This window comes from Treponema zioleckii (assembly GCF_014737315.1).
GTDB classification, from domain to species: Bacteria; Spirochaetota; Spirochaetia; order Treponematales; family Treponemataceae; genus Treponema_D; species Treponema_D zioleckii.
In genome coordinates, this window is the sequence record NZ_JPUF01000047.1 from 1 (window position 1) to 14,424 (window position 14,424).

Annotated in this window: 11 protein-coding genes; 6 read left to right on the forward strand and 5 right to left on the reverse strand. The window is 38.1% G+C overall.

Annotated features, from left to right (window positions below; genetic code table 11):
* Nucleotides 1-360: 360 nt before the first annotated feature.
* The 3 genes from JI65_RS11895 to JI65_RS11905 all read left to right on the forward strand — a co-directional run bounded on the left by JI65_RS11895 (nt 361) and on the right by JI65_RS11905 (nt 6,023).
* Nucleotides 361-1,704, forward strand: coding sequence for an HD-GYP domain-containing protein (locus JI65_RS11895; protein WP_191016884.1), 1,344 nt, complete (start codon nt 361-363; stop codon nt 1,702-1,704).
* A gap of 136 nt (nt 1,705-1,840) precedes the next feature.
* A complete protein-coding gene (locus JI65_RS11900; RefSeq protein ID WP_191016887.1) occupies nt 1,841-3,139 on the forward strand; it encodes an EAL domain-containing protein in 1,299 nt (432 codons plus the stop codon).
* A complete protein-coding gene (locus JI65_RS11905) occupies nt 3,111-6,023 on the forward strand; it encodes a GGDEF domain-containing protein (RefSeq protein WP_191016889.1) in 2,913 nt (970 codons plus the stop codon). Before JI65_RS11900 ends, JI65_RS11905 begins: the two co-directional genes overlap by 29 nt.
* 3 nt (nt 6,024-6,026) lie before the next feature.
* Here JI65_RS11905 and JI65_RS11910 read toward each other — a convergent pair whose 3' ends face one another.
* The 5 genes from JI65_RS11910 to JI65_RS11930 form a co-directional block, all read right to left on the reverse strand.
* On the reverse strand, nt 6,027-6,965 hold the full coding sequence (locus JI65_RS11910; protein ID WP_242457234.1) for a M15 family metallopeptidase: 939 nt from the start codon (nt 6,963-6,965) through the stop codon (nt 6,027-6,029).
* A 170-nt stretch (nt 6,966-7,135) separates the two neighbouring features.
* Complete coding sequence (locus JI65_RS11915) at nt 7,136-7,462, reverse strand: STAS domain-containing protein (RefSeq protein WP_191016891.1); 327 nt, start codon at nt 7,460-7,462, stop codon at nt 7,136-7,138.
* 9 nt (nt 7,463-7,471) lie between these two features.
* Nucleotides 7,472-9,634, reverse strand: coding sequence for a PP2C family protein-serine/threonine phosphatase (locus JI65_RS11920; RefSeq protein ID WP_191016894.1), 2,163 nt, complete (start codon nt 9,632-9,634; stop codon nt 7,472-7,474).
* A 6-nt stretch (nt 9,635-9,640) separates the two neighbouring features.
* On the reverse strand, nt 9,641-11,053 hold the full coding sequence (locus JI65_RS11925) for a PP2C family protein-serine/threonine phosphatase (protein WP_191016896.1): 1,413 nt from the start codon (nt 11,051-11,053) through the stop codon (nt 9,641-9,643).
* Between the two features lie 229 nt (nt 11,054-11,282).
* Nucleotides 11,283-11,645, reverse strand: a complete 363-nt coding sequence (locus JI65_RS11930) for an RNA recognition motif domain-containing protein (RefSeq protein WP_191016898.1) — start codon at nt 11,643-11,645, stop codon at nt 11,283-11,285.
* A gap of 149 nt (nt 11,646-11,794) precedes the next feature.
* On the opposite strand from JI65_RS11930, the gene JI65_RS11935 reads away from it, so the two are divergent.
* From JI65_RS11935 to JI65_RS11945, 3 genes are read left to right on the forward strand one after another with little or no spacing between them, the layout of a single operon-like run.
* Nucleotides 11,795-12,247 (forward strand): bacteriohemerythrin, encoded by a 453-nt coding sequence (locus JI65_RS11935; protein ID WP_191016901.1) that lies wholly within the window; start codon nt 11,795-11,797, stop codon nt 12,245-12,247.
* 3 nt (nt 12,248-12,250) lie between these two features.
* A complete protein-coding gene (locus JI65_RS11940) occupies nt 12,251-13,225 on the forward strand; it encodes an Hsp33 family molecular chaperone HslO (protein WP_191016903.1) in 975 nt (324 codons plus the stop codon).
* Nucleotides 13,226-14,248, forward strand: coding sequence for a histidine phosphatase family protein (locus JI65_RS11945; RefSeq protein ID WP_191016906.1), 1,023 nt, complete (start codon nt 13,226-13,228; stop codon nt 14,246-14,248).
* Nucleotides 14,249-14,424: the final 176 nt, after the last annotated feature.

Consider the following 14,424-nt stretch of genomic DNA (forward strand, 5'->3'; position numbering starts at 1 on the left):
AAATCTGAAAAAAATTGCAGTTAAAAATCTAGCATAACGAACAAAAATTAACTGTCATGCTGAATTTATTTCAGCATCGGTATTTACAGATTTTGAACCCAAAGAGCATAGCGGACGACAGCAATGATTTTTACATCGGTAAGCGTATAATACAATACTGTTTATGAATAAAATATTTGGCAAGGTGTAAACTTTTATAGACGTTTACTCTTTTAAAGTTCTCTTTTTATAGACTGTTTATTGAGCAGTCTAAGTTTACAGCTATCATAATTCACTACAATTCAGAATTTCTTTTGCGGATTTTGCTATTTTTTGCGTTTTGTTGCGGTTTATCTTTATATTTGATATAATTGTACGGTTATGTCACGTGAAGTTACAAATATCTTAAGCACAGGAATTGATATTTATAATATTATCATTTGCCTTGTAATGATTCTTTATTTGGGAAAAAAGGCTCGAAACAATCGGCACACGTTCTTTTTTATGTGCTTATGCATAACTGTTTTGATTTTTAATATTGGCGATATTTCGAATTGGATTGCAGAAGGCAACGATAAGCCGTGGAAAATTCCTGCTCTTCGAATCTTTGCTTTTATTTATTATTTTTGTATTCCTTTTACGTTCTTGTTTTTGGAAAAGTATATTGAAGAATACGTAAAGCCTTATAAAATTAGTGCTTGGTACTCAAAAATAATTATTTTCCTGACGGTTCTTTTTCTTCTCGGCGTTGTTCTTACCCCTTTTACTGGGTTGTATTACCGAATTTCTGATGATAATTATTATTTTCGCGGTGATTACTATTTTTTGTGTGAATTTTTTTATGCGTTTTTTTACATTTCTTGTGTAGTTATCGTTATAAAAAATAAATCGCATTTCCGCACGAAAATTTTGATTTCTTTTTTGTTATACTCTTTTATTCCGATTTGTATGCACATTATACAGATAAAATTCGCTATGCTCAGTCTTACCAATACCGGAATGACGATTTCTATTCTTCTGATTTTGTTAAATTCCCATAGCGAGCTTCAGAAATCATTTGAAAACGTAGAAAATGAGGTCTTAAAAAAAGAGCGTAGAATTTTAAAACTTCAGGAGCATACGATTATCAGTCTTTCGAATCTTCTTGAAAACCGAGATATTGAGACTAGTATGCACGCGCAGCGTACCGCGATTTACGTGGAACATATTGCCCGACAGACGTTGCGCGACGGATTTTACACGGATATTTTGAACGAAGAATACATTAGGCACATGATAAAAGCTGCCCCTATGCACGATATTGGCAAAATCGTGGTTTCGGATCTTATCCTTCGCAAGCAAGACAAACTTACTGAAGAAGAATTTGAAATGATGAAGGCTCATACTATTGAGGGCGCAAGAATCATAAGAAAGATTTTCACTGTGTATGAATCTGAGAAATATCTTGACATTGCGGTTTCTATGGCAAAAAGTCACCATGAAAAATGGGACGGAAGTGGCTATCCTGAAAACTTAAGCGGAGAAAATATTCCTCTTTGCGCACGAATCATGGCAATTGCCGACGTTTTTGACGCACTTGTTTTTGAGCGTTGCTATAAAAGGTCTATGAGTCTTGAAGATGCGTTTAGTATAATCGCTCATGAAAAAGGAACTCATTTTGACCCAATTCTGGTGGACGAACTTTTAAAAATGAAAGATTATTTTAATACTATAATTCAAGTTTAAAATTTTGGCATCTCTGAAAGCCGAAGTTTTTAAATGTTCCGCTTATTATCAACTTGTAACGTTTTCCTGGCTACTTGGTTTTTCTTGATTTTATTTTGAAATTTATTGAAAATTGTATTAAAATTCAAGAAGAACTATGGAAAATATAGAATTCATGCCTGGCGGTATACTCATTTATAGTCTATCTCAAAAAAAAATTGTCAAGATAAATTCAAAAGCGCTTGAAATTTTTGGCTTTGAATCTTTTAAAGAGTTTAACGAAAATCAAGGCGAAGAATTTGAAGGCTTAGCTGCCTCGGCGGAGGATTTGAATCGTTTACGAAATTCGCTCACCTGCTTTGTTGAGAGCAATACGAAGAATTTCTCTTGCATTTTTACTCGAATAAAAACAAAAAATGGGACTGCGGTATTCATTGAAGATTTTTGGGAGCTGGTAAATGATTCGGATTTGGGTTCTTTGTTCTATATTTTTGTTGTTCCGCTAAACAAACGTGTTCTTGATACCTATTTTGACCCAATTACGGGCTTGTACACAAGGAATCATTTTTCCGACACGCTCGAACAGCAACGATTCAATTATCTTACTGAAAAATCTGGCAAACAAAGATATATTATCAGTTTTAACATTGTCCGCTTTAAGCTTTTTAATACGGCGTTCGGAATTGAAGGCGGAAACCGATGCCTTAAAAAAATTGCTGAAAGTTTTAGGGAAATATTTCAATGCGAAATGATTGCGAGATTTTCTGGAGACCGTTTCGTAATTTTTTATGAAGAGGATGATGTTGTAACAAAAATTCAGCTAGCTCACGAAAGAGTCCTCTCGCTTTATGAAAATTTTTATTTATGGCTTGAAGCTGGAGTTTATCGCTATGACGGAAAAGTTCCCGTTATAACTGCCTGTGATTTTGCAAAAATCGCTTGTGATGCTATCCATCTGAATAAAGAACACTTTTATTGTCTTTATACGGAACGTCTCAGAAACGAACTTGAGCTAAAAAAATATGTTCAGGACAATATAGATAAGGCAATCAGGAATGGATATATTGAAATTTTTTATCAGCCAATCCTGCGAACTTTGAGCGGACGTCTTTGCGGAATGGAAGCCTTGGCCCGTTGGAATGATCCAAGCCACGGTTTTATGCCAGCAGATATTTTTATTCCTGCGCTCGAAGAAAGCCAGACTTGCTACAAACTTGACGCTTACGTTGTTGAGCAGATTTCAAAATCTTTGAGCATTCGCATTGACAAGGGACTTCCTGTCGTTCCTGTTTCGCTTAATTTTTCTATTCGCGATTTTGAGCTTTCCCATGTGAGTTTGTTAAAAATCCTTAACGAAAATATTTTAAAATATGGACTTTCGTGTGAGTACATAAAAATTGAGCTTTCTGAAACTTCGGCAATCGAAGATGAAAAAAAAGTTACTGGAAGAAATTAAAAAATTCCGTGACGCTGGATTTGAAGTGATAATGGACGATTTTGGAAGCGGAAATTCGTCTTTTAAGACTTTAAAAAACGTAAATTTTGATGAAATCAAAATTGATATGAGTCTTATCGAAAGTTTTGACTTAAAATCAACGACAATAATCACTTCTATAATTGAAATGTCAAAAAAACTCGGAATCAGAACTTTGGCCGAAGGCATTGAATCTGAATCCCAGGCGGAATTCTTAAAAAATCTTGGTTGCGAAAAAATACAGGGCTTCTTTTTTGACCGTCCTCAACCTGAAAAAATGTTCTGGCAGCATATTGCCGAAAAAAATATCAGCGTTGAAAACCGCATGAACCGTTATTTTTATGACGAGATTGGCAAAGTAAACTTTTTGACCGGAGAGTCAATCGCTCTTTTTGAGTACAATGCAAGCGGCATAAGAGAAGTCTTTTTGAACGCCCAGTATAAAAAGAGCCTTGCATTGTCGGGCTTAAAAGAAAATAAGGCTCTTGAAAAAATATTCAGTTCCTCAAAGTATGATTTGGGAAAAAAACTGAAAAAACTTGCGAATTCGGCTTTGAAAAAGCGCAAGAAGGTTTCTGCTGATTTTATTTTAAATAATCGACTTTGCAGCCTGACATTTGAGTCGATTGCTGAGTGTCCTGAGTATTCGATGTTGCTTTCTACGATAAACTCGATTCCGCTTGCAAAAGAAAAAAATCTAAAAGAAGAATTTGACTCCATTTTGCGAAATCTCGTTACTGCGTATGAAACTGTTTTTGTTTGCGATGCCGAAAAAAATACGATTCGGTGCATCTACACGGCAGAATCTGGGTTCAGGGGCAACAATTCTTTGTATCTTTCGGAGCAGCTGCTTTCAAAAATCGAAGGTCAAATCTACCGTGCTGATATTGAGCGATTCAAGAAAATCATGTCCCGTTCCTATGTTGAATCTGCATTGGAAAAATCTGCCAGCGGAACTCTCACGGAATTTTTTAGGGTAAAAAATCCTGACGGCACGTTCCATTGGAAATTCTTTACGATTGTACCTATTGCAGAATCTTTGGGAACAAAATATGTTGTTGGTGTGCGACCGGCCGAGCTTTTTGGCGAGAAAAACAACGTTCTTATTGAGAAACTCGTTTTGGATCAGGATTTTTTGTCTCTTGATTCAACTTCAATAAAGAATCTTTATTCAAATGAATACAATCTTTGGAATTCAATGATTTCTGATTCCCAAATCAAATTTTTCTGGAAAGACACTAAAAGGCGTTTTTTGGGTGCGAGCCAGTCTTTTCTTGACTATTACGGTTTTAAGAGTGCTGATGAAATTATTGGAAAAACAGACGATGACCTTCATTGGCATATAGAAGACGAATCTTTCCGAGATGATGAATACAAAGTTTTGCATGACGGTGAAATTATAATCAACAGGCACGGGCAAAATATTATAAAAGGAATTTTGCACAATATAAGTGCGACTAAATTCCCGCTCTACAAAAATGGAAAAATTTGCGGACTTATCGGTTATTTTACAGATTTGGATTCGATTCTTCCTGAGCAACTAAAAATCAAAAATGCTGCTTTTACGGATTCTGTAACGCAGTTTATGACTGCCCGTGGATTTTTGGTTGCCCTTTTTGGTTATGAAGACAATCTGTACATTCATGGTGAAGATTACACTATCGGTTTGTTAGAGATTCCAGAGTATTTATTTTTTTACAAGACTTACGGAAAAGAAACTGCGGAAAGTCTTGCTAAAATGATTGCAGACAAAATCAGGCTTTATTTTGATGAGAGTACGATTTTGGGGCGAATTCAGCACGGACGTTTTGCGGTTTGTACAAAAAAAATAAAAAGTCTCTCCGAAATGCGTGAAATTATCCGCGAGTGTACAGAAAGTATTATGGATATTCGCGAAGTTGACGGAAAACGATGTGGCCTTCACGTAAGGCATGGGGAAGTTCTTGGCTCCGAGGCTCATTCCTCGCTCCAGCTTCTTGAGCTTCTCGTTAACAGAATGTCGGATTACCAAAAGAAAAACTGGGATTTTTCTGTTACGGAGCTAAAAATCAGGCTTAAAGATATGGGCGTGTTCTTTGATGACATTAGTGTGGTTGATATTGCTTCAAATCAAGTTGTTGGATTTTACGATGACGGTTCAACTTTTGTAATCAGCGATAATTGCTGTAAAATTCTTGGAAATGAGAAAAAATGCGGAACTTGTATTGCTGCAAAGGCGCTTTCAAAAATGGGAAGTGCGTCAAAATTCGAGATTATAAACGACAACATTTATTTTATGATTGCCCATGGAATAACTGTCGAAAACAAAAGTTATGTTATTGAAGGAATAATGAAACTTGATGATTTGCCTTTCGCAAATGAAAATAGAAAAACTAACACTTTTTTTGACAAACTTTCTAAATACAGTATAGAAATTTATCTTGATTCGTTGACGAAGGCTCACAACCGAAAATATTATGACGAGCAGATTGCAGAAACAAATTGCCAGGCGATTGCTTTTCTTGATATGAATAAATTTAAATTCATAAATGACACTTACGGTCATCGGCTTGGCGATTATGTTTTGCAGAAAACTTCAGAAGCGATAATTTCGAGCATACGCACAAAAGACACTGTTTCCCGATATGGCGGTGATGAATTTATAGTTTGCTTTGAGGAAATTTCATTTGAAGAATTCGAAAAATGTTTAATGCAAATTCATCGGAACGTAGCAAAAATCTGTTACGGCGATGAAAATGAATTTAGGGCAAGCGTAAGCATCGGCGGCTGTTTTGGTCCAGGAAAAGCGTGTGAGCTTGTAGTAAAAGCCGACGATGCCCTTTATGATGCCAAGAAAAATCACGGCATAAAAATTGTGCGTGGATAAAACTTAGCTGAGTTTTCGCCATTCATCAATGAATTCTAGCATAAACTGCTGAACGTCACTGAACCAGAGCCTTTGAAATTCGCAGGCTTTTTTTCCGATGTAGCGATAATGCCAACATTCGTAGCGATAACCTGTAACGTCTTCATATCCGTCTGGAAAACTGAGTGACCAACCGTATTTCCAGGCATTTTTTAAAAGCCATTTTCCAGGGGCAGTTTCTTCAAAACTTGAATCGATGTTTCCAAAGTCAATGACGGAGCCGGTTTGATGCTGGCTGGTTCCTGGTCTTGCGCTCTCGCGGTCTGCTTGCTCTTGACCGTCTAGGGCTACGAGCCGGTTGTAAACTTCTACTTGTCTGTCGTAAGAGCGGTAAGTAGAACTTACAAGAAGCGTAATTCCCTGTTTTGCAGCGTCCGCGCCCATTTGCGTAAGCGACGGAATGCATGGTGCACGAAGATAAATATTCGGTTTTATTACGTTGTACTCAGGTGTTTTTTGCAAGAGAACGAGGTCTTTTGGGGCATAGCCCTCTGGAAGATAATGAGTCTTGTCGCAAAGCAGAAGAAGATCGTCTTTGTCGTCGGCAAGAACTGCTTTTAAGTCTTTTAAAAATTCTTCCGGGTCTCCATTTTTGATGGCGTTTTTGCATTTGTCAGAGAGCGAGGCAAAGACTTTTTTTAGTTTTTCAATATCCTCTGGCTCGACGGACGAATAATTTGTTACGTCCGTTCTGTTTTCCGCAGCGTCACCCTCGCCTTTCGGACCGTTTTGATTGATTGGTTCGTTAATTGTTTTATCGGGTGTTTCGTCGAGCGTTTTTGTTGCGTAAATGTTTTTACTCTGCTCGCCAGCTTTTTGGTCGTTTGCTGTGAGCGACGGTGAAATAAAGGTTGTGACTGGTCCCGTTTCGGCTTTTTTTGAGCAACTTAAAGCGAAAGGCAAAATAAAGGAAAGCGAAGTTAAAAAAATGACTTTTTTCGTAGAAAAATCTCCTTGTGTACTTAGCTAAAAACTTACTCAATATCAGTAACATTGATGATTAAGCCTGCCGAAATTACTGCGTGTTTATTCCGACAGGCTCAATGACCGTTAAATTTCTGACATTGAAAAAATTAGTCAACTTCTGTTACAGAGTGAATAAAATTAAAAATCTCGTAGAATCCCGTTTCTTCGAGTGCGAGTCTGGCTACAGGGCTTGGATTCATAAGATAGAATTTATGTCCGTATTCTTCCCCGTCATTAAATCCTGCCATAATTACGCCTACTCCGGTCGAGTCGATTGAGGCGAGTTGCGAAAGATCTAAAACCATAGTTCGTTTTTGAATATTTTCATAAACTTTGGTTTGAAATTCGCCAATGTTGTAAGAATTCAGACTTCCAGAAAGTTCCAAAAGAACATAGTTCGCGCCGTTTTTTTCTTTAATTTGAAGTTGTTCCATAAAAATCCCCTATCGCAAGCACTTTAATACAAAAATACTAACATCATCTTCAAGTTCTTTTGAAACGAAGTCTACAAGCGCACTGTAAGTAACTTCCGGGAGCTTTGATGCTGGAAGCGATGTGTTTTCGGTAATGACTTTCTGGATTCGGTCTTTACCGAACTGCTCACCTCGAAGCGAGTGCGTGTCTATAAGACCGTCGGTACAAGTTACAAGAATATCTCCAGGATTCATTTTGATTTTTTTGACTTTGATGTACGGTGAAATATCTTTTACGAATCCGAGTACGTGTCCTTCTCCCTGAACCTCAATAATGTTGTTGTAAGAACGGTTATAGAGGAACATTGCCGGAACACCGGCGTTTATGTAATAAACTGTATTTTCGTTAAAATCGATTAAACCAAAAACGCCTTCAAAGAAAATTTCCTTTGGAAGATTAAAACGAATGAATTTGTTTACTTTTTCAACAAGTAACTTAAAGTCCTTTGTTTCTGCAAGGTAAGTTCGGATAACGGATTTTACGATAACCATACTCATACTTGCCGAAATACCCTTTCCGCTCAAATCGCCCATTACGAAAACGTGGCGGTCATCGCTCAGGCGGATAAGGTCTATAAATTCACCACCGATATTGTGGGCGTGAATCATTATGTTTCCAGTGTCATATCGTTTGTTTTTGATTGGATCCATGTTGCCCTGAATAGATTCGATAATCTGCTCTGACATGTGGATTTCTCGGTTTACCGTTCCGACAATTGACTGGTTTCCGATATTCTTCATGTAATAACCGAAAACGAAGAAGTATGAATAAAGATTTTCGAAAACTTTCATATCGTAGTCGGTGTAGATGTTTCCAGCAGCCTTTTGGCCAAGGATAATTACACCCAAAATATGGCGACCTTCGTTCAAAATGATTACTGCGTCCGATTTTGTGGTGCTGAAGAAGTCCAACAAATCTTTTCTCATTGCTTCGTAGTGATAACCGTTTTCAACAGCAGTTTTGAATACAATTTGGCTGTTCTGGTTCAAAAGTGAATCGAAAAGCTTGTTGTTGATTTTTACAGTGAGTTTTGAAACATTTGCTTCGTCATAAATTGATTCGAGTTCGTTGTTTCCGTTTTCAATAAGGACTCGGAAGAAAGACATACCGATGTTGTTGATGAATACGTCGTGAATCTTTTTTACGATTAAGTCTGGGCTTTCACCGAAGTCTACGTTTGCAAGACCTTCTTCAAATTTGTCGGAATATTGTGTTCCTTTGAATCCTGTATATCTTCTTAAAAATTTCATAATGTAATATGAGGCAGTAACTGCAATCGTAATTATGAAGAAAATATACAGATAGAATTTATTCGGGTCTGTTGGATAAATTTTCCAAAGCCGAGGAAAGCAGAATCCTACGAACAATGCAGGGAAAAAATAACCGCAGATTGATTTTAAAACAATACCTGCGAGAGAAACTACATCGTAAAGGTAATTTTGGAGAAGCGAATGCGTCATAATTACCTGCGCCAATGCAAATGCCGTTATGAATAACGTTGAGAACATTGGAACACGTCCCATGGCCCGTGTGAGGAGATTTAACCAAATCCATGCTACGATGAGAGAAATCGAGTTGATTACTGTTTTTTGGTGGTCAAGTCTGCTTTCTCGGTTTTCTGAACGCAAAAGCATGATTATTACGCTCAAAGCCGGAAGAATGAAAGTCAGCAACACATAGTAAAGCTCATACCAGCTGTACGGAAAGTTGTTAGTGAGCTTTCCTGTAAACAGTGACTTAGCGTCAACTCGCAATCCCAAGAAAGGTGTAATGTTTACTGCCGTAAATTGAGTGAATACAATCCAACCACAGCCTGCGAACAAAATCCAATTTATGATTAACGAAATTACCGGGCGTTCGTATTTTGGAAAGAAAATACAATAATTGCAGAATTCAATTGCATATGCGCCACTGAGAAGCAATGCAAGTTGCCCTAAAAAGTATGTAAAACGTTCAGGGGCTGTTGCGGCTGACCACGTTGCCACCGCCATTACAAAGGCCGCGGCGGCAAGTATGGAATTCATCGTGACCAAAGGATTGTTAGTATTTTGGTCACCTGTGCGATGATCCGTGTAGTAAGAAAGCCAAATGAGGAAGCATCCCATTGCTAAGTTCAAAACACCGTAAATCATAAATTATTACCCCTGAATTTTTGCTACAAGAATCGTTACGTCATCACGGAGCTTCTTGTCTCCGTTATAGTCCATTACAAGCTCTACAAGGTCGTCGATAAACTCCTGCGGATCGCTGTCGGCACTTCGTTTGATTCGGTCGGTGTAGAATTCCGTGTCTCCAAGTTCAACGCCTTCATCGTTCATAACCTCTGAAACACCGTCCGATGCCATCATAATGAGGTCGCCAGAGAAAAGCCTCTGCTCTGCCACCGTAATGTCGCTCTCGTCCAACGGAATGATACCTACGATTGAGCAGTTCGAAGAAAGCGACTTGATTCTGTGACCGTCCGGAGAGCGGGTTACGATAATCGGGTCTGACATTGACGCGTTTACGTAAGTTATTTTCATTTGCTTTGTATCAACAATGCCCATAAAAAGTACCGTGTACTTATCTTGCAAGTGCATGCTCTTGATTGCGGCATCAATCGATACTATAAGAGCTGGAAGGTTTTCCTTGTCTTCTTTGATTTTTACTGTGTTCATTACAAAGCCCATTACGAGGGCTGCTGCAAGTCCTTTTCCAGAAACGTCACCGAGCATGAGGAAAGTTTTGTTTTCATCAATCGGGAGAACTGTGTAGTAGTCACCCGAAACGTTGATGAGTGGCCTAAAATATGCTGCGAGTTTCATTCGTTTTACGTCTGGCATTGTTTGTGGCAAGAATGAACGTTGTGTATCTGCAAGTTGTTCCCATTCACGCGAAAGCTCGGAAATCTCTGAAAGACTCGAAATGATTCGTGCGCGGTTTTGGAAACGGCAGAATTCTTCGTAAAGTTTTGGGAAAATTTCAGTATCAAAAAGGTATGTATATCGGTTAAAGACATAAAAATGTTCGCAGTTGTTTACGAAGAAAAATCCTCGTGCGTGTGTGGATTTGCTTATGAGTCCGCCATCGTCACCAAAAAAGAACACTCCGTCTGGCCAGTCGATTTTGTAGTTGGTTTCAAGTTTTTTTAAAAGTTCACTATTGTCCGTAAGTCTGTTCGGACTGTTGTAGAGTGTATAATTTGCAGCACAGTCAATGTAAAGCACGGAGCAGTCGGCCTGCAGTTCAAGAATCTCGGATATTACATTGTAAAAGTCTTCAAGGGAATAGCAGAAGCGCAATCGTTTTATAAAGCCTGTAAAATATGCGGTGGCACCGGTTTGCATTACTTCGGTTTCGATATTTGTTTTTTTGCTTGAATAGACAATCTGGCTTACGATGAGCAAAATCGCAAAAAGAATCGAAGTTACTACAATAGGAAAGGTGTTCGTGTATGTTTTGTAGTCATTTATTTTTACCTGAGGCGCAAGATACATTGCGACAAAGACAAAAATAAGTGCGGCTATAAGATTAATTATAACTAACGCAACACGTCTTCGGGCTTTATACATTATACACTCCTTTAATAAATGAAATTCATTTTTTTATAGAGAATTCTAAAAAAGTCAATTTTTGAGTTTTTTGGGATACCCTTATATTATTTCATATTTTTTGGATTTTTAGAAATTTTTATCTTAAATATCGGCAGAAAATGCAAAAAAAAACAGATTCCAGTATATGAAATCTGTTTTTATGAATTAAAGATGTCTCGAAAAACTCTGTTAGTTTTCCGAAGTTCCCTTAATATTCGTTGTCGTTTTTGCGTGCGGAACGACGGTTTTGGAATGGCCTTGAAGTTCTGCGTGCAAAATTGTCGTCACCATCGTTTGATTCTTCATTTCTGAATCTAGGTGTACGTTTTTTGTCAACGGCTTCGTTCACTCTGACTTTTCGTCCGTCTATTTCTTTTCCGTTGAGAGAAGAAATTGCGGATGTGGCAGAAACGTCGTCAGGCATCTCTACGAATCCGAATCCTTTTGACATTTCGGTGAATTTGTCTTTGATGATTGTTGCACTTGCAACTTCGCCGTACTCTCCGAAAATCGAACTCAATCGCTCTTCGGTTGTGGAAAAACTTAAATTTCCAATGTAGATTTTTTTCATAAAATTCCTTGCTAAAAAGCTGTTTGATATTATATAGGAAAGAATTGATTTATGACATCTCTAAAAACATCCAAATTTTAAGTTTTTCGAGATGCCCTATATTTTTACTTTGTGATATAATCTTTTGTATTATGAATTTGAAGACTTCTATGATTCAGTCAACTGAAAAAACTGATTTTATAAAATGGAATCCAAGCTACAAAACAGGAATTCCTGTTATTGACGAGCAGCATGAGCATCTTGTTAACTTGTGCAATGATTTTTATAAAAATCTGCTTACGAATAAGGGTACGGACGAATACAAAAAACTGGTAAAGGAAACGCTTGATACTTGCGTAAAGTATGCTGCAACCCACTTCCAGGAAGAAGAAAAACTTATGATTGCTTCAAACTTTTCTGGTTACAATGAACACAAACATTCGCATGATGTGTTCAAGGAAAAGTGTCAGGACACTTGTTTTAATATTGACGATATTTCGGTTGCGGAAGCAATAAAATTTGCAAAATTTTTGTACGAGTGGATTCATAATCACATTGCGCACGAAGACAAACTTTATATTCCGACGCTAAAAAAATTCTTACAGGAGCGGGCAAGTAAATAGTTTATGATAAAGGCTGAAATTAAAGATACAGAACTTTTAAAACATCTTGATTCAATTCATAAAGATGAGATGGATATTTTTCTTATGGCGGACGGCGAGTTTCGTGGGGCTTTTTTGAACGGTACCCGGCTCGTGAACCAAATGCGTGCCCAGCACAATCTGGGGATTCTTGAAACTCTTGTTCTCGGACAAGCCGCTTTGTGTGCAGCCTTGCTGATTCCTACGATGAAAGGTCGCGAGCACATGACTTTTAGGTACGATACAAACGGGCCTGCCGCGGGATTTAGCGTTGAGGCAGATTCAACGGGATATGTCCGCGGATTTTTGCTTCAAAATCATATTCCGTTGGACAAACCGCTCGAAAGCTGGGATTTGGAGCCTTTTTTGGGCGACGGAACTGTTACGGTTTCTAGAATTGGCGAAGGAATGAAACAGCCACAGGTTGGAACTGTCGAAATTATGTACAAAAATATCGCAAAAGATTTGGCTTGGTATTTTGCACAGTCTGAACAACTTCATACCGCATTCAACACCAGCATTCAGTTTGACAAGCAAGGGCGCGTAATTGGTGCCGGAGGAATGTTCTTGCAGCATATTCCGTCAACTGGCGGAAAAATTGCAAAAAAATCCGGTGAAGATGAGACTGAGCAGCTTTCGCGTGAAGAAAAAGAAAAACGACTCATTCAAAAAGTTGAGAATGCTTTTACGGCAATGCCGTCGATTGGAAACTGGTTTGCCGAAGGCGGAAATATGCGTGATGCCGTAATGGGGCTTTTCCGCGAGTTTAAGCCAACGATTGTTCTTGACAGAGAAATCATATTTGATTGTCCGTGCAATCAAGAATATTATGCGAACCAAATAAAACATCTTCCAAAAAAAGAAGTGGAGGATATTCTTGCAAGCGATGAGGAAACTCTCGAAATCATTTGTCATAATTGTGGTTCGGTTTATAAAATTCCAAAGGACATGCTTCGCTAAATGACTCTTGTAATTGGAGGAGCTTTTTCAGGCAGGCACGATTTTGTTTTTTCTCATTTTAAGAAAGAAGATTGCTACGAAATTTCTTCGGAAGATGTTAGGGAGTTTTTTGAAGAACAGTCTCGCGCGCAGTCTGGAACTGTCGTGCCTTCAAAAGTTTGTGAGAGAATTTCTTCGTTCAAGGTTGTTATTGCGACCGAAGCTGGCTGTGGCATTATTCCCCTGTCAACGGCTGAGCGCAACAGCCGTGAAGCCAACGGTCGTCTTAATTGTGCCCTTTCAGGGATTGCCAAAAATGTAATTTTGATGACTGCGGGAATCCCGCAATTTATAAAAGGCAAACTTTCGTCGTTTGATAATTTGTCTTGTGAGAAAAATTTTTATGCCGTTGTTTTTAGGCATGGTCAGACAATTTCTAATGTTCTTCGCCGTTTTGCAGGCGGACTTTCGGACGTGTCGCTTAATGAAACGGGAATTTTGCAGGCGGAAAACGTGCATAAAACTTTGCTGGCTCTTTTTGGCGGATTTCAGAAGAACGTAAAAAATCAGATTTTAAATTCAAAAAAAGTTTTTGTTTCTCCGATGGCGCGGGCATTAAAAACCGCTGAAATAATTTTTCCTGACTCAGAAATAGAAGTGGTCGAAGATTTTCGGGAAATGCGAATGGGACTTTTTGAGAATATGAGCCATGAGGAACTCTCCTTGGGAATGTTTGCAGATGGCTCAAAATCAAAGGAAAATGCACAGATTTATCAGAACTGGCTAGATTCAAAGGGGGCTCTCCCTGCCCCTTCATCAAAAGAATTTCCTGGTGAATCAATCAAAACTTTTACAGAGCGAGTTTGCAAGGCTTTTCGGAAACTTATTGATTCAAGTTCAAGTGAGGAGATTCCGATTGTTGTTGCGCACGGTGGAGTTCAAATGGCAATTTGCTACAATTTTTTTGCTGGCGGAAAATTGTATCCGTATTTTTCTTGGCAGAGCGACAATGCCGCTTTTAGGTTCGGCGAAATCCTAACTTAAAACAAGACGGCTCTAAAAACTGAAATTTTTAGCATTGCCTTATATTTTCTGTATTTTAAACCTAGCAAAACAATCATTTTAGAAAACTTTTAACCTCGTAGAGATTCCCTAAAGAAAATCATTTGTGATAAAATGCTGTATCTATGTAAAGAAACCATGCAATAAGGAGATTTTTT